Source organism: Peteryoungia algae (assembly GCF_030369675.1).
GTDB classification, from domain to species: Bacteria; Pseudomonadota; Alphaproteobacteria; order Rhizobiales; family Rhizobiaceae; genus Allorhizobium; species Allorhizobium algae.
In genome coordinates, this window is the sequence record NZ_CP128477.1 from 2,591,049 (window position 1) to 2,615,270 (window position 24,222).

General features: G+C 59.3%; 19 protein-coding genes, 4 pseudogenes and 1 riboswitch. Of the genes and pseudogenes, 17 read left to right on the forward strand and 6 right to left on the reverse strand.

Translation table 11 applies throughout. The annotated features are described in order from the left end of the window. Positions 1-3 precede the first annotated feature (3 nt). Complete coding sequence (locus QTL56_RS12340) at positions 4-1,488, forward strand: FGGY family carbohydrate kinase (protein ID WP_245137921.1); 1,485 nt, start codon at positions 4-6, stop codon at positions 1,486-1,488. Positions 1,489-1,528: 40 nt separating this feature from the next. On the opposite strand, the gene ribB is transcribed toward QTL56_RS12340, so the two are convergent. Continuing rightward, a complete protein-coding gene (gene ribB / locus QTL56_RS12345; RefSeq protein WP_245137922.1) occupies positions 1,529-2,161 on the reverse strand; it encodes a 3,4-dihydroxy-2-butanone-4-phosphate synthase in 633 nt (210 codons plus the stop codon). 112 nt (positions 2,162-2,273) lie between these two features. Beyond that, a riboswitch (FMN riboswitch) is annotated at positions 2,274-2,417 on the reverse strand. Positions 2,418-2,639: 222 nt separating this feature from the next. On the opposite strand from ribB, the pseudogene QTL56_RS12350 reads away from it, so the two are divergent. Beyond that, positions 2,640-3,510, forward strand: a pseudogene (locus tag QTL56_RS12350) (IS3 family transposase); the annotation flags it as partial. Positions 3,511-3,517: 7 nt separating this feature from the next. Here the strand turns inward: QTL56_RS12350 and QTL56_RS12355 are convergent. Then, a pseudogene (locus QTL56_RS12355) lies at positions 3,518-4,922 on the reverse strand (IS30 family transposase). A 73-nt stretch (positions 4,923-4,995) separates the two neighbouring features. Here QTL56_RS12355 and QTL56_RS20930 point away from each other — a divergent pair. After that, positions 4,996-5,256, forward strand: a pseudogene (locus QTL56_RS20930) (IS3 family transposase); the annotation flags it as partial. Between the two features lie 710 nt (positions 5,257-5,966). Here the strand turns inward: QTL56_RS20930 and QTL56_RS12360 are convergent. Further along, positions 5,967-6,278: a hypothetical protein gene (locus QTL56_RS12360; RefSeq protein WP_245137923.1), complete on the reverse strand. Its 312-nt coding sequence runs from the start codon at positions 6,276-6,278 to the stop codon at positions 5,967-5,969. Positions 6,279-6,468: 190 nt separating this feature from the next. Here QTL56_RS12360 and QTL56_RS12365 point away from each other — a divergent pair, with 190 nt between their 5' ends. The 3 genes from QTL56_RS12365 (at position 6,469) to QTL56_RS12375 (ending at position 10,089) form a co-directional block, all read left to right on the forward strand. Further along, the gene (locus QTL56_RS12365) at positions 6,469-6,645 is read left to right on the forward strand and encodes a hypothetical protein (RefSeq protein ID WP_245137924.1); all 177 of its coding nucleotides are present in this window, start codon (positions 6,469-6,471) and stop codon (positions 6,643-6,645) included. Between the two features lie 260 nt (positions 6,646-6,905). After that, a complete protein-coding gene (locus QTL56_RS12370) occupies positions 6,906-7,907 on the forward strand; it encodes a TAXI family TRAP transporter solute-binding subunit (RefSeq protein ID WP_245137925.1) in 1,002 nt (333 codons plus the stop codon). A 100-nt stretch (positions 7,908-8,007) separates the two neighbouring features. After that, positions 8,008-10,089 (forward strand): TRAP transporter permease, encoded by a 2,082-nt coding sequence (locus QTL56_RS12375; RefSeq protein ID WP_245137926.1) that lies wholly within the window; start codon positions 8,008-8,010, stop codon positions 10,087-10,089. Positions 10,090-10,576: 487 nt separating this feature from the next. Here QTL56_RS12375 and QTL56_RS12380 read toward each other — a convergent pair whose 3' ends face one another. Continuing rightward, complete coding sequence (locus tag QTL56_RS12380; RefSeq protein WP_245137927.1) at positions 10,577-10,777, reverse strand: hypothetical protein; 201 nt, start codon at positions 10,775-10,777, stop codon at positions 10,577-10,579. Positions 10,778-11,431: 654 nt separating this feature from the next. Here QTL56_RS12380 and kduI point away from each other — a divergent pair. Continuing rightward, on the forward strand, positions 11,432-12,256 hold the full coding sequence (gene kduI / locus QTL56_RS12385) for a 5-dehydro-4-deoxy-D-glucuronate isomerase (RefSeq protein WP_245137928.1): 825 nt from the start codon (positions 11,432-11,434) through the stop codon (positions 12,254-12,256). Next, positions 12,253-12,996 carry a 2-dehydro-3-deoxy-D-gluconate 5-dehydrogenase KduD gene (kduD, locus tag QTL56_RS12390; RefSeq protein WP_245137929.1) on the forward strand — a complete coding sequence of 248 codons (744 nt, stop codon included), beginning with the start codon at positions 12,253-12,255 and terminating at the stop codon, positions 12,994-12,996. Before kduI ends, kduD begins: the two co-directional genes overlap by 4 nt. Positions 12,997-13,024: 28 nt before the next feature. On the opposite strand, the gene QTL56_RS12395 is transcribed toward kduD, so the two are convergent. Next, positions 13,025-13,945, reverse strand: coding sequence for an AraC family transcriptional regulator (locus QTL56_RS12395; protein ID WP_245137951.1), 921 nt, complete (start codon positions 13,943-13,945; stop codon positions 13,025-13,027). A gap of 212 nt (positions 13,946-14,157) precedes the next feature. Between QTL56_RS12395 and QTL56_RS12400 the strand changes: the two genes are divergently transcribed. From QTL56_RS12400 to QTL56_RS12425, 6 genes are all read left to right on the forward strand, one after another. Next, a complete protein-coding gene (locus QTL56_RS12400) occupies positions 14,158-15,039 on the forward strand; it encodes a carbohydrate ABC transporter permease (RefSeq protein WP_245137930.1) in 882 nt (293 codons plus the stop codon). Positions 15,040-15,042: 3 nt separating this feature from the next. Continuing rightward, complete coding sequence (locus QTL56_RS12405; RefSeq protein ID WP_245137931.1) at positions 15,043-15,927, forward strand: carbohydrate ABC transporter permease; 885 nt, start codon at positions 15,043-15,045, stop codon at positions 15,925-15,927. 2 nt (positions 15,928-15,929) lie between these two features. Next, positions 15,930-17,024: an ABC transporter ATP-binding protein gene (locus QTL56_RS12410; protein ID WP_245137932.1), complete on the forward strand. Its 1,095-nt coding sequence runs from the start codon at positions 15,930-15,932 to the stop codon at positions 17,022-17,024. 38 nt (positions 17,025-17,062) lie between these two features. Further along, a complete protein-coding gene (locus QTL56_RS12415) occupies positions 17,063-18,328 on the forward strand; it encodes an ABC transporter substrate-binding protein (protein WP_370660287.1) in 1,266 nt (421 codons plus the stop codon). 73 nt (positions 18,329-18,401) lie between these two features. Further along, positions 18,402-19,976, forward strand: coding sequence for a polygalacturonase PglA (gene pglA, locus QTL56_RS12420; RefSeq protein WP_245137934.1), 1,575 nt, complete (start codon positions 18,402-18,404; stop codon positions 19,974-19,976). Further along, entirely contained in the window at positions 19,973-21,106 is a 1,134-nt protein-coding gene (locus QTL56_RS12425; RefSeq protein WP_245137935.1) for a glycoside hydrolase family 88/105 protein, read from the forward strand. The genes pglA and QTL56_RS12425 overlap by 4 nt, the downstream gene beginning before the upstream one ends. Before the next feature lie 62 nt (positions 21,107-21,168). Here the strand turns inward: QTL56_RS12425 and QTL56_RS12430 are convergent. Then, positions 21,169-21,523: pseudogene (locus tag QTL56_RS12430) on the reverse strand (integrase core domain-containing protein); the annotation flags it as partial. Positions 21,524-21,649: 126 nt separating this feature from the next. Here QTL56_RS12430 and QTL56_RS12435 point away from each other — a divergent pair. The 3 genes from QTL56_RS12435 to QTL56_RS12445 all read left to right on the forward strand — a co-directional run bounded on the left by QTL56_RS12435 (position 21,650) and on the right by QTL56_RS12445 (position 24,221). Next, positions 21,650-21,868: a hypothetical protein gene (locus QTL56_RS12435; protein ID WP_245137936.1), complete on the forward strand. Its 219-nt coding sequence runs from the start codon at positions 21,650-21,652 to the stop codon at positions 21,866-21,868. A gap of 290 nt (positions 21,869-22,158) precedes the next feature. Beyond that, positions 22,159-23,550: a sensor histidine kinase gene (locus QTL56_RS12440; RefSeq protein WP_245137937.1), complete on the forward strand. Its 1,392-nt coding sequence runs from the start codon at positions 22,159-22,161 to the stop codon at positions 23,548-23,550. Further along, positions 23,547-24,221: a response regulator gene (locus QTL56_RS12445; protein WP_245137938.1), complete on the forward strand. Its 675-nt coding sequence runs from the start codon at positions 23,547-23,549 to the stop codon at positions 24,219-24,221. The genes QTL56_RS12440 and QTL56_RS12445 overlap by 4 nt, the downstream gene beginning before the upstream one ends. The last annotated feature ends 1 nt before the right edge of the window (position 24,222 follow it).

Consider the following 24,222-nt stretch of genomic DNA (forward strand, 5'->3'; position numbering starts at 1 on the left):
ACGATGGCGCAAGACAGGCCGCTCATCCTTGCCGTCGACCAGGGCACGACCAACACCAAGGCCGTGCTCATCGATGCCTTGGGCAAGGTCGTTGCAAAGGCCTCGGCACCGCTCGCATCGAACTATCCGCGACCAGGCTGGGCCGAGCAGTCGGCCGATGCCATCTGGACGAGTGTCCAGTCCGTCATGGCCGACATCGTTGCGGGCAACCACGGCTCCATCGCCGGGATCGCCATCAGCAACCAGAGAGAGACCCTTGTGGTCTGGGATTCCGAGACCGGCGAACCGCTCGCACCCGCCATTCTGTGGCAGTGTCGCCGGACTGCGGCCGCCTGCCAGGCTTTCATCGATACCGGACATGATGCGACCGTCGTCGGCCTAACCGGTTTGTCGATCAACGCGCTCTTCCCGGCATCGAAGCTCGGCTGGGTGATGGAACACGTGGCGTCGGCGCGGGATCTCGCAAAACGCGGACGTCTGCGTGCCGGCACGGTGGACAGCTGGCTCCTGTTCAAGATGACGGGTGGAGCTGTCTTTGCAACCGACCATTCCAATGCCTCGCGCACCATGTTGTTCGACACGGCGAAACTGGAATGGAGCCCTGAACTCTGCACCCTCTTCGACGTCCCGGCCTCGGCGCTCCCGCGGGCCCTGCCCTCGAACAGTCGCTTCGGCCATACCGAGGCAGGGACAACTGCGCTGCCAGCAGGCACGCCGATCCTTGCCATGATGGGTGACAGCCACGCGGCTCTCTATGGCCACGGCGTCCGCGCCCCGGGCCTGGTCAAGGCGACCTTCGGCACAGGCTCGTCACTGATGACCCTGACTGACAGGCGTGTGTTGTCAGGGCATGGTCTCTCGAGCACGATCGCCTGGTCGGATGGTTCCGGCGTCGCCTATGCTCTTGAGGGGAATATCACCGTTTCGGCACAGGCCATTGCCTTTGCCGCGACCCTGCTGGGTCTCGACGGCCCGGCCGCCCTGTCCGATCTTGCGCAATCCGTCTCCGACAGTGGCAAGGTGGTTTTCGTCCCGGCACTTGCCGGTCTGGGTGCGCCACATTGGACGGACAATGCCACGGGCACGATTTCCGGGATGACCCATGCGACCATGCCGGCCCATGTCGCCCGCGCAACGATGGAGGCAGTCGCCCTTCAGATTGCCGACGTCTTCGAGGCCATGCAGCAGGATGTCGGGCTTGCTCTGTCCGGACTGATGGCGGATGGCGGTGCGTCGACCAATGATTTCCTCATGCAGTTGCAGGCGGACATTCTGGACCGGCCGGTATTGCGCGGCGATCAGCCGGAAGTCGGCGCCATCGGTGCAGCGGCGATGGCCTTCCACTCATTGGGGATCAGCCCCCCAGAGCCTTCCCATGCTCGCCGGTTCGATCCCGGGACCATGCAGACCGAAGCGCGCGCCGACCTGCTGACGCGGTGGCGCGAGGCGATCACACGCGTGAAGTCACCTGTTTCGAACGCCGTTTGAATGTGGCCGAAAGATCAGCTCTTTCGGCCAAGGCAAGGCATCAGGCGGCGACCGCTTCGCCGCTTTTCTGTCCGGAAATATGAAGAGCAAGATCGGCGATCGTGATCAGCGGCAGCTGATGTTTCAGACAGAACTCGCGCAATTCCGGCAGCCGCGACATGGTCCCATCGTCGTTCGCGACCTCACAGATAACGCCTGAGGCCTGAAGGCCTGCGAGCCTTGCAAGATCCACCGCCGCTTCCGTGTGGCCCGGGCGACCGAGCACGCCGTCAGGATGCGCGCGAAGCGGAAAGATGTGACCAGGACGGGCGAAATCCTCGGCCTTCGATGTCTCGTCCAGCAGCGCGCGAACGGTCGCGGCCCGGTCCGCCGCCGAAATCCCGGTCGTCGTGCCATGGATAAAGTCGACGGACACCGTGAAGGCGGTCTTTAGATATTCCGTGTTGCGCGGCACCATCAGCGGAATGTCCAGCGCATCGAGCCGTTCACCCTCCATGGCAATGCAGATCAGACCGCGGGCATGCTTCATCATGAAGGCAACGGCTTCCGGGGTAATCTTTTCCGAAGCGATGATGATATCGCCTTCGTTCTCGCGATCCTCGTCGTCCACAACGACGATCATGCCGCCCTCAGCGAGCGCCGCGATTGCATCTTCAATTTTCGAGACTGTCATTTCCATGCCTTTCAAGGGTATCCCGCTTTCGCGGCAAAACACGACCCTGCGGTCGCAATTTTCCCTTGGGCGAACAAACGCATGCACCCGGCCTTGCAGACGGGTCGACACACCTTGTCCTCTTCCATCCGGACTATACCGTCGGCTCCGGCATCGCACCGGATCTGCTGCCTTCTGCCGAGGCAGAAGCGCTCGCGGGCTCCCGGCCAAGCCGGATACCGCCGGTGGGGAATTGCACCCCGCCCTGAGAACAGCGGAACCCTACAACCTCAGTTGCGTCCATTTCAAGCCCAGTTTTCAACATGGCTGGCAAGACGGCATGAACCGATTCCTGCAGTTGACCGGACGCGAACGCATGACCCGCTCTTCTTGAAGGTCAGAACGAGTTCGCCCGCAGGCTCTGGGCCCGTGAGTTTGGCCTGCTGCCGGTTTCATGCACACTAAGTTAAGGTGTTCCTTCTGAAACCGAAGAGCATGAATGCAACCAAGGAAGTTCAGCCGCGAGTGCAAGCTTAAGGCGGTGAAGCTGGTCAAGGAGCGTGGGGTCGCTGTTGCCCAGGCCACTCGTGACCTTGATGTCCACGAGGATGTGTTGCGCAAATGGGTTCGCGATTACGGCGACGATCCCAGCCAGTCTTTCCTAGAAAAGGCCAGATGAAGCCGGGAAGCTTGAGATTGATCGGCTCCGTCGTGAAGTCGCCAAGTTGAAGGCGGGCGCGACATCCTAAAAAAGACCGCAGCCTACTTCGCCAGAGACGCGATATGAGACTCGCGTTCACTGCAAAGCACCGTTCGATCTGGCCGGTGGCATGGCTCTACGAAGCGCTAGGGGGTTCTTTTTCAGGTTTCCATGCCTGGCTCAATCGTTCTGCGAGTGAACGCGCTCACTATGATGCGGTTCTGCCGGACAAGATCAGGTAGAGCTTCAAAATCAGCGACCGCACTTATGATGCTCGCCGCGTATGGAATGACGTGCTGGAAGAAGGGTTATCCTGTGGTCTCCATCGTATCGAGCGGCTGATGCGCTTAACTGCGCTCAGGGCGAGGCGAGACGGCGTGGCTTACCGAAAGATGCCGGTGACCGTGCCGTCATCATGCCAAACGTGCTGGACCGTCAGTTCATGACAAAGCGGCCGAACCAGAAATGAGTGGCGGACTTCACCTATATCTGGACAGCAGAAGGCTGGCTGTATGTCGCGACCGTTATTGACCTGTTATTATGCCGTGTCATCGACTGGTCGATGAATGGAAACATGACGGCCCAGCTTGTCACTGATGCGCTGATCTTGGCGATCTGGCGTCGAGGAAAACCAGACGCGCTACTGCATCATTCTGATGAGGGAAGCCAAGGCAGATTCAACCGGTCGCCGCAACACCCTCCATCATATCTGATTTGAGCAAACCGTCGAGCGCCTCTGTAGGTGTACGCCAGCCCAGCGATTTGCGTGGTCTGCTATTGAGCGCATGGGCTACGGCGCTTAGTTCATCGGCGCTATGGTGGCTGGGATCCGTCCCTTTTGGAAAGTACTGACGCAGCAGGCCATTGGTGTTCTCGTTGCTCCCGCGCTGCCATGGGCTTTGAGGGTCGCAGAAATAGATATCGAGCCCAGTGTCGATGCGCAGTCGAGCATGCTGAGCCATCTCCCGCTCCCCGGTCCCAGGTCAGTGATCTGCGAAGTTGTGCGGGTAGAACCATGATGGTGCCTGCGATCGCGTTGCGGACGGCTTCGGCCCCACGGCCGGCAAGCGCTGGACCGTTTTTGACAGACTTGTCCATCCCATGACCTTCCATGCGTGGGAGGTGCAGGAGCATTGTGAACCGTGTCGTCCGTTCCACAAGCGTACCGATTGCTGAGCTGCCGAGCCCAAGAATAAGATCACCTTCCCAATGGCCGGGTACCGCTCTTTCGTCGATCTCGGACGGACGATCGCTAATCGTCAACGCATCTGTCATGAAGGATTTGCCATGGCTACGAGCACGTTCGCGAGGCAGCCGCAGCGCTCGTCCGGAACGAAGGCAAGCAGATAGTTCCCGCTTCAAGGCACCCCGGCCCTGAATGTAGAGCGCCTGGTAGATAGCTTCGTGGCTGATGCGCATGGTCGGGTCCTTAGGGAAATCCAGCACTAGACGCCGCGCAATCTGTTCAGGGCTCCAGGCTTTGGACCAGCGTCGACTTTGTCGATGAACAGCACGCCTTCCTTTCCATACCACGACGGGGCCATCGAAGGCGATGCCGCCGGGCGTGGCTATGAGCCCGGCAAGCCGATCTTGCACGTAGTCACCAAGCGCCGCATTCGTTGCTAGCGTTCCTGTCTTCGGTCGACGTGCTCGATCAGCATGCCATTGTGCAGTAGTGGCCCGATAGCCGAAGTCTCCGCTCCGTGTCGCCGAGTTGCGCCTGATCTCGCGAGAGATCGTGCTGGGCGACCGTCCCAGCTTCCGAGCGATAGCACGCACTCCATTGCCCCGAGCGCATTCCAAAGCAATTTCCTCACGTTCCCGGAACGTCAGGTTGCGACCCGTGAGTGGTGCCGCTACAGGCGCAAGATGTGTAGTATGCATGCCACCTGAACTCCGCAACCGCCGGATACCAACAGGGCCAGAGATGGCTGCTTCGACGGCTGCTTCTTCACTCGACAGACCTGCCGACACTCCGTGCCAGAACCGGCACAGGCGCTCACGCTGCCACACCGGTGGCCGACCTGGCGAGGACAATTTGCGCCGCGTTGATAGCTCCAACTTCCGCCTTCCCGTCACCATAGACACCTCCAAGTTTGGGGTGTTGCGGCGACCGGTTGATCTGCCCTATATACGTGCGCGCGGTTCCAACGCCTGCTCAACGAGCCGCTCTGGAAGAATTTGGACCACGCCGCAATGAAAGCTTCTCATCACTGAAAACGGAGAGAAAAGCACGAAAGGTTTATCGCTCGAGAAATGAGGCCAGAGCGGATGTGTTCGATTAAATCGAGCGCTTCTAAATCCGAAGCGCTGCACGACACTGGGCTATCTCAACCCCATGTCTTTGAAACCAAGGTGGATTTTGCTTAACCCAGTGTCCGAAAAACCGGCAGTAGGCAAGGGAGCTGCCCGGTAGCGGAGTTTGGGCTCGGTTGCAGCCGGCATCACCGGCATCAAATGTACGAATGGAAAGAATTTCGGCACATTGAGCGCCAGACACAGCACCGAAGCCGATAAGGCGCGATGCTTTCGCCGTAGAGTTCCTCCAGCGGCGAAAAATCTGACCCAAGATGCCTGTCAAACTCTGGGATTCACATTGCCAAGCCAAGGTGGCGCATTGGTCGAGAAATTCGAATCTGGCGGACTAATAGAGGGTGGCTGCAAGCCAAGGTCGAGCCTTGGATTGCACTTTGAAAACGACGAGCTTTGCCTAAGCAAAGAGATCGAGCCAACCTCGCGCGAACGCGTTTGGCTGCCGATCACTGTTCGCTTTTCAGCCTAGACCAAAAAACGACAGGACAGCGACAACGACGACGACCAGACCGACGAGGTAAATAATACCATTCATGTGTTTTCCTTTCCTGTTGCCTCCATCAGAACGCCTCCTGACGATGTTGGTTCCTTATCGCAGTCTCCCGGTTTAGAGCTGCTGGATTAAGAAGGGTCGACCACTCTGAATGAAACGCGAGCACCCTTTACAAATTTTGCAACTGCGGGGTGTCTAGAAATGACCCATGAAGCTTCCTCTACTGAAGTGAGCTTCGGTCGAGGGCCCGCATGTATTCGAGCAGGACGCTGCACGCATCCCGCCGTGACAGGCAGAATCCTCGGTGCTGCATGGTCATCTCAAATCGTCTCCCGGTACCATGTGGCATAGGTCGAATTCTTGACAAGCTTTCGGTTCTGGTCTGGCTCGCCATCGGCCCACCAGACCGGTCCGCGTTCTCCAAGCTCGACCTTCGCCTTGTCCACACGCTGTCGCGCCACTGCCATCTCTTCAGGCTTGTCCTTAGCATCCCGGACCGCCCGTCGCGCGGACATCAGTTCGCTGACGAGGCGCTCCCGCTGATCATCAGGAAGCCGCGGATCGCTCTTGCGCCAGAGCCGCCCTTTGACCACGAAATATCTGCCGTCAGGTGTGTCAGGATAATCGCTCATCGGTCTCCTCCCGAATCCAGGAACATTCCTGCGGCCTCAAGGTTTCAGTGTCGAGGTCGCGGCGTGTCAAACGGACATGACCGAGATGGTGGACGCAGCGGTTTTTCCGTTTTCTCGCTGTGGGCAACGAAATGCCAGACGAGCGCCCAACCGGTCCGCCGCGATCTCACGCATCAGCAGGAGGAAAACTATGTCGACGCGTGAGCTTATCGATACCGGAACCGACAAACGCTATGTGCGCCGTGACGAGGATGGCAAATTCAAGGAATCCGTCGATGTCGGACGCTCCCTGTCCGCCGACAAGCGTCACGATGCGAAGAATGATGCGAAACCTGGCGCGGGGGACAAGGGCGACCACAGACGCTGAGCCGTCAAGATCGCCACCTGCAAGGTGAAGGTACGAACAGGCGCCTCGCAACGCTCCTGCGTTGGCTCGAAGCATCTCCCGATGTCGGCTGCCTGCAGGAGCCGGAAGCATCGCCCCCCCACATCGAGGCGGCAATCGATGCGATGCTTGTCGGCTGCCTTTTGTGGCCATCCTGATGCCGTTCGAGACTGTGCCTTGCACTGATGCGTGAACGCTCATAATCTGGGGGAAAATCACAAGGGAAGAAAGTGGGAGTTTCCATGAGACATTACAAATCCATCTTTGGCGCTGTTCTGGCGATAGGTTTGGCAACATCCGCAGTGGCACAGGACATGTCCTTCTTCCGCATCGGCACAGGCGGCACAGCCGGCACCTATTATCCAATTGGCGGATTGCTCGCGAATGCGATCTCCAACCCACCCGGTTCGCGCACCTGCGAGGAGGGCGGCTCGTGTGGCGTTCCCGGTCTCGTTGCTTCGGCGCTGTCGGCGAACGGATCAGTTGCCAATATCAACGCCATCGCCAGCGGCACCCTGGAATCGGGTTTTGCCCAGTCGGATGTGGCGACATGGGCCTATACCGGTACTGGCATCTGGGAAGGCAAGCCCGCCGTTGAAAATCTTCGGGCGATTGCCAATCTTTACCCGGAGAGCATTCACCTCGTGGCGAGCGCAGAGTCCGGCATCAAGAGTGTTGCCGACCTCAAGGGCAAGCGCGTCTCGCTGGACGAGCCGGGCTCTGGCACCTTGGTCGATGCAAGGGTCATTCTGGAAGGCTATGGCCTGTCCGAGGCAGACATTACGCCTGAGTACCTGAAACCTGATCAAGCGGCAGACCGTATGCGTGACGGCGCCATGGATGCCTTTTTCTTTGTCGGCGGCTATCCTGCCGGCGCCATTGCCGAGCTTGCAAGCCAGCACGACGTGAAGCTAGTTCCGATCTCATGTGAAGATGCGCCGTCGATCTGCGAAAAGTACACGTTCTTTGCGGCGGACAACCTTCCCGGCGGCACCTATGAAGGCAATCCCGACGACGTGAAGACCTTGGCCGTGGGTGCACAATGGATCACGAGTGCGGATCAGCCGGAAGAACTGATTTATGGAATCACAAAAGCGTTGTGGAACGACAACACCCGCAAGCAGCTCGATGCTGGCCACGCCAAGGGTAAGGCCATCACCAAGGAATCCGCACTGAACGGCGTCGGTGTTCCGCTGCATCCGGGTGCAGAAAGGTTTTACAAGGAAGCAGGTCTCCTGAAGTAGACAAGACCGATTGCTTGTCAAACGAGAATGATCATCGAAGGGCCGCGCAGTCGATGCGCGGCCCTCTGTTTCGCAAGCTTCAGATAATCCTGGTGGGACAATGAGCGTGGATAAACAAGAGCTGGATGCGAGCAAATCTGTCCGTCATTTGACAGCGGATGAACTGCAAGCAATCGAAGAAGCCTATGATCCGGAGCTTCGCTTTCGCGTTCTGGCCTGGCCGCTTACCATTCTCACGGCGGCGGTCCTGTTCTTGCTGTCGTGCTACCACTTTTACACTGCAGGCTTTGGCATTCCCCAGGCAACGGTCCATCGCGGACTGCATCTCGGTGTCACGCTATTTGTCGTCTTCCTGAGTTTTTCGGCGTTCGGCAAGAAAGAGACGAAGTCGGGTGCCCTCGCCCCGTTCGGCCTACCGCTCGTCGACTGGGTGCTCGGCGTTGCCGGTCTGATTGCCGCCCTCTATGTTCCATGGATTTACAACGATCTTGCCTTCCGCGTCGGAAATCCCTTGCCCATCGATGTCATCATGGGAACGGTCCTGATCGTGGTGCTTCTGGAAGCGGTACGCCGCTCCATGGGCTGGCCGCTGCCAGTGATCGCCCTTCTGTTTATTGGCTATGCCTATTTTGGCAGGGCAATGCCCGGCATCTTCGTGCATCCGGGTGCCAGCTGGTCGGGAATCGTTAACCACCTCTATCTGACGTCTCAGGGGATCTATGGCACCGCGCTTGGTGTCATAGCGACCTATGTTTTCCACTTCGTGCTGTTCGGCGTAATGGCAACCCGGATCGGGCTCGGACAGCTGTTCATTGACGTGGCATCGGCCCTCGCCGGCCGGTATGCCGGCGGCCCGGCGAAAGTATCGGTTCTGTCGTCAGCCCTGCTGGGTTCGATTTCGGGATCGTCGATTGCCAATACGGTGACAACAGGCGCGTTGACCATTCCGGCCATGATCCGCATCGGCTATCCCCGCCACTTTGCCGCAGCCGTTGAAGCCGCTGCCTCGACGGGTGGTCAAATCACGCCTCCTGTCATGGGAGCCGTGGCATTCCTGATGATTGAATATCTCGGCCTTCCGCTGACCACCATTCTGACCGCTGCCCTGGTGCCGGCCTTCATGCATTTTTTCGGAGTGCTCGTGCAAGTGCATCTGGAAGCCCGTCGGCTTGGTCTGCGCGGTCTGTCGGCTGCTGAACTGCCAAATGCCTGGAAGGTCCTGAAGGAAGGCTGGCTATCGGTCGCGCCCCTCGTCGTTCTGGTCGCAATCCTGTTGTCCGGACGAACGCCATTCTCTGCCGCCTTCTGGTCGATCACGGCATGTATCGGCGTTCTCGTTATCCAGCAAATTCGTGCAAGTGGCGTAGCAGACGGCCTGCGCGGTACAGCCCATGGGGTTTGGGAAGGCTTTATCCTCGGAGCCAAGCAATCACTCTCGGTGACTGCTGCAGCGGCGCTTGTTGGAGTAGTCATCGGGGTAGTGACGCTGACTGGCGTCGGGTTCAAGGTCGCCTATATGGTCACTGGCATTGCGCAGGACTGGGCAAATTCGGTTCACAACCTGCTCGCATTTCTGCCCTTCGAACTGATGGGCGTTCCGACACTGACACTGCTTTTCACCCTGATCCTGACGGCCATAGTCTGTATCCTGATGGGCTGCGGCATTCCAACAACCGCCAACTACATCATCATGGTTGCCGTTGCCGCACCGATCCTTGGCCTCTTGGGGGTCCAGCCGCTGGTCGCGCATTTCTTCGTCTTCTACTATGGAGTCCTGGCCGATGTGACGCCGCCAGTTGCGATGGCGGCCTATGCCGGCGCCGGCATAGCCAACGCCAATGCCTTCAAGGCGGGCAATACCGCCTTCCGGCTGAGCATGGGCAAGGCTTTGGTCCCCTTCGTGTTTGCGTTCCAGCCTGCTTTGCTGCTCGTGACCGACAATTTTACCTGGACCGCGTTTTTCCTCGCGTTCGGCGGAACGGTCCTCGGCATCTGGGCCTTGGCGGCGGCCGTGTCCAACTGGTTGTTTGCTCCGCTTCGTTGGTACGAGCGCGTTGCACTCGTTCTGGCGGCCATCTTGCTCGTTGCGCCCGATCTGAACGCAACACTGGTTGGGATACTGCTTATGGCGCCGATTGCGGCCAGGCAGTTGCTGCAGAAGCAGTCTCAAGCGTCGGGCTGACCAAGCATCGTCGCAACTTTAAGGGCGCCGTTTCCCCTGTGATCGATGCCCCGCATCTGAAGGCAGCACAGCGCTTGCTTGGCCTTGCCGACGATCCATCCAAAGGCTGATCGGCATGACAGCCCTATACGGCCCAGCAGTTCTGGCCCCGAGATTCTGACCACTGAGAGCGATTGGCACGGAACCGCATCTGGAGTGAAGGAACACGGACGTCAACGGTTCCGAATCGCTTCCGACTTTTGGTTCAGTATAGAAGGTGAGGGATCGGCGTGATGGAGCAGCAGTTCATCATAACCGCCCAGAACGATCTGATGGCGCGCATGGCATCCGGTTGAGATCGACACGGAGGTCAAACGCCAAAAGCTCCTCGTGGCTTGTGCCGAGGAGCTTACCGCAAATACTTAGCTTGTGAGCCAGTCTGCCCGTGGCTTCAGCAAACGTCGGGCAAGGCGCGCATTGACCTTGGAGAGCGGCAGCCTTTGGACCATCATGAAGCGCTCGAAGCGCCTTGTGATAGGCGCCCTGTGGGTTCATAGACAATCCGCTCCACGCCCTTCGTGCCGATCCATCGGACAATGGCGGCAAATCCCTTGCGGTCATTGGTAACCTTTAAGGTTCCTCCGTCCGGCAGGCTGTGCAGATCGATATGGTCCTTCGAGATGTCCGCGCCGATGGTAATATCCGTCATCTTTTCTCATCTCCCATGCTTGTCATCCGAGCCCGAAGCTCGGGTATCCGTTCAGGACGATTGGAAAAGATGGGGGCGATCAAACTCTGGCTCGGCCCGGTATTCGTCAGAATGGCGGCCTCGCATTTCACGATCCGTCCCCCATCGCCGGAAGAGGATGGCCGTTCTCTCCGGCGCTTCTTTATCTCACGAAGAAGCAAGAAGTTCATAAGAGAAGCATGTCCGGCGAAAACGGAGTCGCCCTCAATGCTCTATCTCTTTGTTTTCACGCAAAACCGCTTCGCACTTTTGCTGGAATTGCTTGGATTTCGGTCAGGCGTCGACGGTGCCGTCTCTCGCATCATGAACGGGATCAGAGGAATTGACCGGAAGCGGGACCGACAACGAGGCCAAGGCGGCCATGCTGAAGTTGATTGCAGTGTCGCTCTCTTGTCTGTCTCGACAGCACCGCAAAGCGCCGTAGCCATTCTGTGCCGGCCATAGAGACTTGTTTGGCTCCGCGTTTTTCTCGTCGCTCTGCATAAGTCCCTGACAAGCCCCAGCCGCATGGTCGCCTGTTGCTTTTCGCCGGTCAGCAGAGGTGAAGGCTTGACCTCGCCAACATGTCATACAATAAAGGATAATTCATATTACAAGTTGATGAGGAGGAGTCAGATGCTGAACGTCGAGACCAGACAGGCGGTCCATCCCGAACACGCGAAAGCACTGGATACTGAAGGGCTGCGCCGGCACTTCCTGGCCGAGAACATGTTCAAGAGTGGCGAGATCCATCTGATCTACACGCATTATGACCGCTTCGTCATGGGCGGCGCCGTCCCGGCCGGTGGTTCGCTTACGCTCGACAAGGTCGAAGAGACGAAGACGCCGTCCTTCCTTGACCGCCGCGAGATGGGCGTGGTCAATATCGGCGAACTCGGCACGGTTTCTGCGGGCAACAAGACCTACACGCTGAGCCGTGGCGACGTACTTTACCTCGGTGCGGGCTCCGGCCCTGTCACTTTCGCCGGAAACGGCCGCTTCTACATCACGTCTTGCCCAGCGCATCGCAGCCTGCCCGCGCGCCTCGTCACGCTTGCTGACAGCAAGGAAGTGAAGCTCGGCGCAGTCGAGACGTCCAACAAGCGCACGATCAACCAGTTCATCCATCCCCTCGTCATGGAGAGCTGCCAGCTGGTGCTCGGTTACACGACGCTTGAAGACGGTTCAGTCTGGAACACCATGCCGGCGCATGTGCATGACCGGCGCATGGAAGCCTATCTCTATTTCGGCATGGACGAGACCTCTCGCGTCCTTCACCTGATGGGTGAACCACAGGAAACCCGTCATCTGTTCATCGCCAACGAGGAAGGTGCGATCTCGCCACCGTGGTCCGTCCATTCGGGCGCAGGCATCGGCACCTACACCTTCATCTGGGCTATGGCCGGTGACAATGTCGACTATACGGACATGGAGTTTGTCCAGCCGGCGGCACTCAGATGAGCCGCGCCTTTTCCCTTCACGGCCGCAAGGCCCTGGTAACCGGCGCCAATACAGGTCTCGGCCAGGCGATCGCCGTCGGTCTGGCGACAGCTGGTGCAGAGGTCGTGTGTGCTGCCCGCCGCGCGCCGGACGAAACGCTTGCCATGATCGCGGACAGCGGTGGCAAGGCACAAGCGCTTCAAGTCGACTTCAGCGATCCCATGGTCGCCTGCGACATTTTCGGGGGTCAGGATATCGACATCCTGGTCAACAATGCCGGCATCATCCGCCGGGCTGACGCCACCGACTTCACCGAAACCGACTGGGACGATGTCATGGACGTCAATCTCAAGGCGGCGTTCTTCACCAGTCAGGCTTTTGCCCGCGCACTTTTTGCCGGGGGCAAGCCGGGAAAGATCATCAATATTGCCTCGCTTCTCTCCTTCCAAGGCGGCATTCGCGTCCCCTCCTACACGGCCTCGAAGCACGGCCTTGCCGGGCTGACCAAGCTGCTTGCCAATGAATGGGCAGCGCGGGGTATCAACGTCAATGCGATTGCACCAGGCTATATTGAGACGAACAATACCGAAGCGCTGCGCGCCGATCCGGACCGGAATAAGTCGATCCTCGAGCGCATTCCAGCGGGGCGCTGGGGACGGGCGGAGGATATCGCAGGCGCTGCCGTCTTTCTTGCGGCTCCTGCTGCCGACTATGTGCATGGCGCAGTCCTCAACGTCGATGGCGGGTGGCTGGCGCGCTGAGCCTTGGGTATTTTACAGCCACACTCAATCAGGACGCCCGACCGGTGGCTGCCAGATGCACTTGCTGTTCCGCTTCGTCGAGTTTCATCAAGCCACCGTGCCGGCTTTGGCGCACCTTGGCGATATGTTCACGCGGGCTGATGCCGATGGTGCGCTTGAACATGCGGGAAAAATAATAGGGATCAGCATAACCTACTTCCGCAGCCGCCGAGGCAACGGGCAGGCCCGCCTCAAGAAAGTGCATCGCCCGTTCCATCCGCTTGAACTCCTGAAACTTCCGCGGCGTGCGCCCGATCCTCTTCTGGAATTCCCGCAGGAAATAATCCTGGTTGTAGGGCGAATTTTCCACCGCCTTCCCCGCTATCCCGGGGTCGAGAGGATGGGCCGAAATCATCGACGCCGCCTTCATCACGGCAAGATTGATCGCGTCGGATCCTTCCGGCTGGAAGGTCGCCTGGTCCCGCCACCCCATAAACGCGTCCTCAACATAGGCGATCAACAGCACCATGAAGAGATGATGCTGGGCCAATGTCACCGAAGACGGCGGCGCACTCTGGCGGTAGTGGCGCACCAGAGGCTGCAGCAGCGACCAGCGGCTCAAGCGCACCTTCGGGTTCAGATCCATCTGTGCGAGAAGGTTGTGTCGGCCATAAATGTCGAGGCTGAAATGCTGCGCCACGCCGATATAGGTTTCCGTCTGCTCGTTCCATCCCAGGAAGCGCTCGTCGCGCCGAATGAGCATCGCGTCACCCGGCTCCATCATGCGCGGCTGTCCGGCGACATGATAATGCCCCCGCCCTTCGAGACAGATGACCAGATCCTCAACGGGGTTGGTCTTGTCGATCTGCCAGGTGTGAGAATGCTCCATCCGGATCGCCGCGCGCGTCAGGGTGAGCGACAGGGCGGCAGGCGGAATGGCGGACAGAATTCCACCTTCAATTTTGTCCATCTTTTTCCTCACGTTCGTCAATGTATTCTGATGAGCATTTGGAGGAATGTCACGGTGCAAAGCAAAACTTGCCAGCCGATTTTCAGGGAGGAGATCGGATCGCAGGAAGAGCGGCCCGAATGGGTCGGGATATCTGCGTCGATATGGGAGTCGAACTTGTACGAAAATGTATCTCAAGAAATGATCGCGTCAGGGCCATCCGAGATGGTGCCATGAAGGGTAACCGGCTTCTGGGCTATGCCTATCTGGCGCCTTACATCATCGGCCTGATGGTGTTCACGGCGATCCCCTTCGTGGTCTCATTCTATCTGAGCTTCACCAGCTACGACCTGATGAACGAGGCGCATTGGACGGGGCTTGCCAACTACGAGCGCCTGCTCACCCGCGACCGCACCTTCGTGAAGTCGCTGAACGTGACGTTGATCTATGTATTCCTGACCGTGCCGCTGAAGCTTGCCTTCGCACTCTTCATTGCAGCGATTCTCAATTACCGGCTGAGCTTTATCGGTTTCTTCCGTACCGCATTCTATGTGCCGTCGATCCTCGGCGGATCGATCGCGATTGCTGTGCTTTGGCGCTACATCTTCGCAACCGAAGGCCTGGCCAACATGGCGCTCGTGACCGTCGGGCTTGATCCTGTTGACTGGTTCGGCGATCCGACCAATGCGCTCTTCACCATCACGCTCCTGCGCTGCTGGCAGTTCGGCTCGGCCATGGTGATCTTCCTGGCAGCCCTTCAGTCAATCGACAAGTCGCTTTACGAGGCCGCAGCGATCGATGGTGCCGGCAAGATCCGTACCTTCTTCTTTATCACGCTGCCGCTTCTCACCCCGGTGATCTTCTTCAACCTGATCATGCAGATGGTCCAGGCGTTCCAGGAGTTCAACGGCCCCTACATCATCACCCAGGGCGGGCCGCTCAAATCCACCTATCTCCTGCCTCTCTACATCTATGACGAGGCCTTCAAGAAGTTCAACATGGGCTATGCCTCCGCGATTGCCTGGGTGCTCTTCGTGATCATCACCGTATTGACCCTCCTCGCCTTCTGGTCGTCGAAGAAGTGGGTTTATTACGCCGGCGACAAGCGGAGCTGAACCATGTCAGACCTTTCGACCCTGAACGATCTACAGGCCGCGCGCCGTCGTCGCCTCGCTATTGCATCGACCATGCTGCGCTACACGCTTTTGCTCTTCGTCGGCTTCGTCATGCTCTATCCGCTGATCTGGCTGGTCGGTGCGAGCTTCAAGACAAATTCCGAGATCTTCTCCGGTGCAGGCTTCTGGCCGCAACAGGCGACTGTGGATGGTTACGTGAAGGGCTGGGAAACCTCGACGCCGTACACATTCGGTCGCTTCTTCTGGAATTCCTTCCTGATCATCATGCCGAAAGTAATCGGTACGGCGATCTCCTGCACGCTTGCAGCCTATGCCTTTGCCCGCTTCGACTTCCCGTTCAAGAAGTTGTTCTTCGGCTCGGTGATTGCGATCCTGCTCCTACCGAATGTCGTCACGCGCATTCCGCAATACATGCTGTTCCGCGATCTCGGCTGGCTCGACACCTTTCTGCCGCTCTGGGTGCCCTCCGCCTTTGCAGGGGATGCCTTCTTTGTCTTCATGCTGGTGCAGTTCCTGCGTTCGCTGCCGCCTGACATGGAGGAGGCTGCCAGGGTCGACGGAGCGAATTCTCTGCAAACGCTTCTCTACATCGTGGTGCCGATGCTGGCACCGGCCCTGATTTCGGTCTGCCTGTTCCAGTTCATGTGGACGATGAACGACTTCCTGGGGCCGCTGATCTATCTGTCATCGGTCGACAAATACCCGGTGAGCCTGGCCCTCAAACTGTCGATCGACACGACCGAGGCCTTCGAATGGAACCGCATCCTGGCAATGTCGGTCCTCACCATTACCCCCGCGCTGGTCGTCTTCTTTGCGGCGCAACGATACTTCATCGAAGGGATCTCGTCCGGCGGGATCAAGGGCTGAGCATGGCAAGAGTACAGTTGAAAAACCTCGAAAAGACCTATGGCAACGCCTTCAAGGCCGTGCACGGGATCAACCTCGACATCGAGGACGGCGAGTTCATGGTGCTGGTCGGCCCATCCGGCTGCGCCAAGTCCACGACGCTGCGCATGGTGGCCGGGCTTGAGGAAATCTCCGGCGGAGAGATCCTGATCGGCGACCGTCGCGTCAATGACCTGCCACCGGGCAAGCGCTCCATCGCCATGGTCTTTCAGAACTACGCGCTTTATCCGCATATGAAGGTGCGCAACAATCTGGCCTTTGGCCTGAAGATCGCGGGAAAGTCGAAGCCGGAGATCGCAAAAGCGATCGAGCGAGTGGCCAAGATGCTGGAAATCGAGCCGCTGCTCGACCGCCTGCCGAAGCAGCTATCGGGTGGCCAGGCCCAGCGCGTGGCGCTCGGGCGGGCATTGATCAAGCAGCCCGGCGTCTTTCTCTTCGACGAGCCACTCTCCAATCTCGACGCCAAACTCAGGGCCTCGATGCGTGTACGCATCACCGATCTCCATCGGCAGCTGAAGGCCGGTGGTCTGTCGTCGACGGTCATCTACGTGACCCATGATCAGACCGAGGCGATGACCATGGGGGACCGGATCTGCGTCATGCAGTCTGGCCACATCATGCAGGTCGCGACCCCTAAGGAGCTCTACAATCGGCCGGCCAATCTGTTCGTGGCTGGCTTCATCGGCAGTCCCGAAATGAACTTGGTCGACGCCACGCTGGACGGTCACCGCTTTGCCATCGGGAGCCAGAGCATGCCGCTTGGCGAGGGCCTGTCCAGCCGGCTCTCGGCCCGACCGGAAAATGCGGTCGTCGGCATCCGGCCGCAACATTTGTCATTGGTCTCTGATGGGGAGGGGTTTGATGCCCGGCTGACCAATGCCGAGTTCATGGGCCACGAAGTCTATCTTCACGCGGAGCTCGAGGGGCACAAGTTGGTCGCTGTTGTCGGCGCGGCCGATTACGAGACGCTCGGTGGTGCTGCAACGGTGAGGCTGCGCCCCGATTTCGCTCACATCCACATTTTCGACAAAACCGACGGCCGCAACGTTTCGCTGTGAGGAGGCAGCGTGCGGCTATAACCCAAGGAGGAATGACAATGACATTGAAAATGACCCTGACGGCTCTGGCCGGTGTAGCCTATGGCGCGCTCATTGCGGCAACGCCTGCCCAGTCGGCGGAATTGCGCATGTCGTGGTGGGGCGGAGAAAGCCGTCACGTCGCCACCCAGAAGGCAATCGAGGCCTGCGGCGCCAAGCACGGGCATACCGTGAAGGGCGAGTTCACCGGCTTTGACGGTTATCTCGAAAAGCTGACCACCCAGATGGCAGGTCGCACCGAAGCCGACATCATGCAGGTCAACTGGCCCTGGCTGCCACTCTTTTCGCGGAGTGGCGAAGGGTTCGCCGATCTCACCAAGCTCACCGCGCTTGACCTTTCCAACTGGCCCGAGACCGACCTGAAGGCGGGTTCGATGAACGGTGTCCTTCAGGGCGTGTCCGTCTCCACCACCGGCCGCGTCTTCTTCTTCAATCAGACGACCTTCGAAAAGGCCGGTGTCGCCATTCCGAAAACCTGGGAAGAGCTGTTCGAGGCGACCGCCACGATCAAGCAGAAACTGGGCGAAGACTACTACACCTTCAACGCCGTCAAGGAGACTGCGCAGCTCGTCGTCACGCTCGCTGTTGTGCAGAAGACCGGGAAGGATCTCGTCGATCCCGCGACCAACCGTGTCGCCTGGACCCCGGAAGAGCTGGCGGCCGGCATATCTTTCCTCGGCAAGCTGGTTGAGGCCAAGGCCATCCGCTCGCAGAAGGAAGAGGCTGCAGACGGCAACGTCAACCTGTTTGAGAAGCCTGCCTGGTCGGAGGGCAAGATCGCCGGATCCTACGAATGGGATTCGACCTATTCGAAATATGCCGACCCTCTGAAGGAGGGGCAGGTTCTGGCGCCTTCCGCCATGCTGAAATTCGCCGATTCGGTCACGGATGGTGTCTATCGCAAACCCTCCATGGTCTTCTCCATCTCGCGCAATTCAAAGAACCCGGAAGCCGCAGCCCAGATCCTCAACTGCCTGCTGAACGAGCCGGAAGGTGTCGATGCGCTCGGCACCTCGCGCGGCCTCCCCGCATCCAAGGCAGCCGCTGCCCGTCTCGGTGATAGCGGCGAGGCGGAAGTCCGCGCGGCGAACGCCATCGTCATGGCCGCGTCCGGTCCGCTCGTTTCGCCATTCAACGAGCATCCGGAAATCCGCGCCGCCTTTATCGATACGCTGGAGGAATATGCCTATGGCCAGATCAGCGCCGAAGATGGTGCACAGCAGATCATCGACACGGTGAACGACGTACTCAAGAAATTCGACTGACAATGACATTGCCCGCCGCGACTTCAGCGGCGGGCCCTTCATCCCATGCGGGCGCCGGCCCGGAGACTATATCATGACCCGACCTTCCATCCTCGCGTTATCCGCGCGAATAGCAGCGCTATGCCTGCCGCTCCCCGGGGCGCGCTATCATCAGGAGGAGCCGCTGGCGTTTCGCCTAGCCTCCCTCGACGGCGGCAGCGATGCATGGACCAGGGAGGGTCTGGCCGAAACCGCTGTTCTTCTCCTGCATGATCTCATCCCCGGAACCAACTATCAATTTGAAGCCGAGGGTTTCGAGGTCCTGACCTTTTCGACACCGCCCTGTGCTGGCCTCGTCGATGCGGCCGACTTCGGTCTTCTGGCCGACATCAAACTGGACGATGGCAACGGCGCCTTGCGGAATGCCGAGGCACTTGCCCGCGCTGTCGAAGCCGTGCCCCGAGGCGGTACGCTTGTCGTGCCACGGGGCATCTGGACGGCCTATCCCATCGCATTGAAAGGTAACATGACCCTCCATCTCGCCGAGGGCGCGGTCTTGCGCGCTCCATCCACGCGCCTCGGCTGGCCGATCCTGCCAGCGCGTGACGACATGGGACGCATGCTCGGCAGTTGGGAAGGTCTGCCCGCTGCCTGTTTCGCGGCTCCCGTCCATGCCGTGAATGTCGATAATCTCACCATCGAAGGCCGTGGCATTCTCGACGGATCCGGTGCGGAAGGCGATTGGTGGACCTGGCCGAAGGAGACGCGGGGAGGCGCACGCCGCCCGCGTGGCCTTCATCTCGTCTCAAGCAGTGATGTCACGCTTCTCGGCTTCACCATCCGCAACGCTCCGTCCTGGACCATTCATCCCCAGGGGTGCGAGCGGCTGAGAGCCGCCGGCCTAAATATCCTTGCCCCGCATGACAGCCCGAATACCGATGGTTTCAACCCGGAATCCTGCCGCGACGTCCTCATCGCCGGAACCCGATTTTCGGTGGGCGACGATTGCATCGCGGTGAAGGCCGGCAAGCGCGGTGACAAGGGTGAAGAGGATCACCTGTCAGAAACGCGGGGCGTCCAGGTCCGCCACTGCCTGATGGAACGGGGCCATGGCGGTCTCGTCATCGGCTCGGAAATGTCGGGCGGCGTCCATGACATTGCCGTCGAGGATTGCGAAATGCGCGGCACCGACCGCGGCCTGAGGCTGAAGACCCGGCGTGGTCGAGGCGGGCTCATCTCCAATATCGCCATGCGCCGCGTGCTGCTCGATGGCGTCCAGACAGCACTCTCCGCCAATGCCCATTATCATTGCGATGCCGATGGGCATGCGGACTGGGTGCAGAGCCGCGCGCGCCAGCCGCTTGGGACGGGCACGCCGCTGATCGACGGCATTACTGTGGATCACGTCGAGATCCGCTGTCTCGCCCATGCGGCCGGTGTCTTCCTCGGCCTGCCCGAGGCGCCGATCCGCAACGTCCGGATTTCAAACTTGATCATCCAGTCCCATGACCCGCAGGCCCGTCCAACGCCGCCGATCATGGCGGATCATGTTCGGCCGATGCTTCACGAAGCCATTCTCGTCGAATGGGCTGAGATCGCCTGCGACGATCCGGGCCTGATCAGCAATGCCGCCATTTCCCTTAATTCCCCGCACGAGAGCTACCGATGACCCTTTCCGACTATTTCGACCGCTTCGCCGAAGGCTATCAGCCCTATAAGGGGGCAAGCTGGTGCTACGAGGACGGTTGCATCTATCGCGGCTTGGAGCTTCTGTCGGCTTCGACCGGTGAAGCCCGCTGGATGGCACATCTGCATCGACTTGCCGACCGCCAGATCGGTCCGGACGGTGCGCTTCTCGGTTATGAACCGCGCGAATACAATATCGATCACATCCTGTCCGGGCGCGCGCTTTTCGCGCTGCATCGCGATACGGGAGAGGATCGCTATCTGCGCGCCGCCGACCGCCTCTTTTCCCAGTTGCAGACCCATCCACGCCTCCCCGCCGGCAATTACTGGCATAAGCAGCGATACCCGCATCAGGTCTGGCTTGACGGCCTTTACATGGGCCTGCCGTTCCAGATCGAATACGGGCAGGTGACGGGTCAGCCGGGTCTGATTGTTGATGCATTGCAGCAGTTCGCGACAGCCCTGGCGTTGACATCGGCTCCCGGTGGTCTTTTTGTGCATGGCTATGACGATGCACGCGCCCAGACTTGGGCCGATCCGCTGACGGGCAAGTCGCAAGCTGTCTGGGCCCGTGCCGTGGGTTGGCTCGCCATGGCGCTTGTCGATGCGCTGGCGCTTTTGCCGATGGACGAAGGCAATGCGACACTGCGTTTGCGTCTTGCTTGCCTGCTCGACGCCATCATTGCCCGCCAGACCGGGACCGGCCTCTGGATGCAGGTCCTCGATGCCCCGGATCTTGAGGGAAATTACGAGGAAACCTCGGCATCCGCAATGTTCGCCTATGCCCTGTTGCGCGCGGCCAGGTTGGGCCTTGCACCCGGTTCGGACACTGTGTGTCTTGCCGCAGCAGGTCGCCGGGCGTATGACGCGATCCGTGACTTCAAGCTTGAAACAGGGGCAGACGGCATTGCCCGCCTTGGCGGGATTGTCCATGTTGCCGGTCTGGGCGGTTTCGAAGGTCGCTACCGCGACGGCTCGCCCGGATATTACTTGACGGAACCCGTCGTTTTCGATGATGCCAAGGGTGTTGGCCCGCTGATGATGGCGCATTCAGAAGTGGTGATCGCCGGAGAGAAGACGGGAAACGGGTTGTGGGGCCGAAAGCTCTCGTAAACTCCTCACACCGCACGCATATCGGTAATCCCCCCGTTTTCAACGGGGCTCCGCAGTAAAATTCACGCGGCCATTTTCAGTGTCTGTGCGGGGTTATGCCGCCGATGCCCATATTGGGCCGTTCGTTGTTATACGTGCAGAGCCACTGCGTGGCGAATTCCTGCGCCTCCTCGATGCTTCGATGATGTACTGGTCGAGCCATTCATGGCGGACAGTGCGGTTGTAGCGCTCGACATAGACATTCTGTTGCGGCTTTCCGGGCTGGATGTGGCTCAAAGCGATTCCTTGCGTTTCGGTCCATTCCATCAGTTAGCCCCTGACGTACTCAGGCCCCATACGAATGCCGAACGGTTTGCCGCGCCCATCGATGATCCGGTTGAGACTGCGGATGACGCGTTCAGCAGGCAGCGAAAAATCTGGTGATGTCACGTTGTTTGACTGAGGCCTGATGAAGCGCTTTCGATCGGGTCAGGCAGTCGTGCCAGTTACGGCCTTCCAATGGGCCATTGCGCGCATCCGATGAGTTTGGGTGGTGAGGGCCGAATGAAGCGCCCCGGTGTATTGGCTTCAATGCAGGCGTTCCAGGATTATACGACCGGTCTGCGCGAACAGCACGCAAACGAGTTCGCCCGCCGTGTGAGGGCGGGTGAGTTCAAGGACAGGGCAGAGAAGATGGCGTACCTCAACCGGTTCGAGGCCCTCCTCGCTGAGGAGGAAGCTTCATGGCGCCGGTTACAAGTCACGTTGGTTGCGGGGGCCTGATTGCACAGAGACTTGTACAAACCCGCCTGAGGATCGTTACAGCGAGCCCTTTGAGGCAGTCGCAGAGACATGGACTTAGCTGCCCGGTGGCAGCGTAAGGGCCGGCACACCAAAACGTCAATCTCGCTCATACATGGCGCAGTCCACATGCGTTATCATCGCTGGGCAAGGCGCTTTAAGGCGCGGTGTGGCGATGAACCATATCCTTGAACTTTGCTAGATCGCGGTAGACGTCGAAACGCATCCGATCCGAAATCGTCCCTGATCAACCATCCGGCGCGAAAGCGTTTGTGAAACAGCAGCTTCTGGATATTCTCTCCTTCATGGAGCAAAGGACCAACCTTATTCGGCAGTTCTACGGCATGGCGGCCGCCGTGCTCATCATAGGCACGTTGATTATCGGCTATTGGGTGACCGCAGCGGTCGAAAACGGCGTTAAGGTAAATGCGATCTCGATCAAGGCGATGTTCGTAACAGATGCCATCACTCCTTTAGCGCAAGAGCTCGAATACGCCTCTACTCTTCGACCGGAAAACCGGGCCAAGCTCGACAGCCTCTTCGGTCAGGGTTTGCTCAAGACGGAAATTGTGCTCTTCCAGATCTGGTCAACCGACGGCACGATCGCTTACAGCAATGACACGAAGATCATCGGGGAAAAATTCAACCAGACCGACGGCATGAAGCACGCGCTGGAAGGCGAGACTTATGCCGACTTCGACAATGTCCTTGATGAACTCAGTATCTCGGAAACATTGAGAACAGCACCGCTTCTGGAAATCTATACGCCTCTCCTTTCGCCCCAAACCGGGGCCGTCATCGGCGTGGCCGAATTCTACGCCGATGGAACAGCATTGCGGGCACTACTCGTGAAAACCAAACGCGAGGGCTTGCTCATCGTCGGTTCGGTGGCGCTTGCCATGCTCGCGGCCATCTACCTCGTCGTATTGAGGGGCGCGGAGACAATCGCGCGACAAAGACATGCGCTCGACGAGAAGCTTCACGAGCTGTCAGGTCTGCTCACAGAGAACCAGCGCTTGGCTCGCCGGGTAAACAAGGCGAATCTGAAGCTTGCCGAACTCAATGAGAATGCCCTACGCAGGATCTCGGCAGACCTGCATGACGGCCCTTTGCAACTTCTGTCCTTTGCCGGGATGCGACTGGAATCCGTCGATCCGGCCAAGGAGAGCCCCGATCTCGTGCCCATCAAGCAGACGGTCGATGATGCCATGCGGGAAATTCGACAGATCTGCCGTGGCCTCTCCCTGCCCGAGATCAGCCAGTGGAACCTTGCGACCGTGGTGCATACTGCGATCGAGAGCCACGAAAAACGAACGGGGATCAGCGTCGCTCGCGAGGTGCCGGCAGAACTTCCGCCGCTGCCGCTCGCAGCCAAGACGACCGTCTACCGCTTCATTCAGGAAACCTTGAACAACGGTAGCCATCATGGGCACTGCTCAGCACAGAGTGTGACGGTAGGGCTCGAAGAACGCCGGTTGAGAGTGGCCGTGTCCGATGATGGCATCGGTTTCGACCCGGCGGCCCAGACGAACGGGCTCGGCCTTGCAGGTTTGAAGGAGCGGATCAATTCGCTCGGTGGCGACTTCTCGCTCAAGACCGCGAAAGGATCCGGCACAAGCGTCGTGATGCTTTTGCCGGTAGAGTTTGCAAAGGACGCAGCATGATCAGCATATTGATTGCCGATGACCATCCGATTTTTCGACAAGGACTTGCACTGACATTGGCAGAAGCGGAGGACTTCAGGCTCTGCGCTGAGGTTGCTACGGCAGAAGATGCCTATCGAACGACTGTGCAACTGAAACCCGACCTTCTCCTGCTCGACCTCTCCATGCCGGGCGGAGGCCAGTCCGTCATTGAGCAAATCGTCCGAGAAGCGCCTGATACCCATGTGGTGGTATTGACCGCATCGGAAGACAGCGTCGATCTTTCGGCAGCCATCAGTGCCGGCGCAAGTGGCTTCATCGTAAAGGGGGTCGGCGGCCGCTCGCTGATCAATATTCTCCGCGACATCCGCGATGGACAGCACTACATCACCCCGTCCCTTGCCAACCGTGTGCTGGGAGAACTTGCACAGGGCGGCGCGCCGGGCAACCTTGAGCAACCAGGTGCGCGCGCGCGGCGTGAGCGTCTGGAGGCTCTGACCCCACGCGAGCGGGAGATCATGGCCCTTGTTGCCAAAGGCTCGTCAAATCGTCGGATCGCCGAACAGCTCGGCATCGAGGAAAAGACGGTAAAGCATCACATGACCCGCATTCTCGCAAAGTTGAAGGCCGTCAACCGAACGGAGGCGGCCATGCAGTTCCGTGATTTCGAAAACGCGATCGAAGAGAACTGAT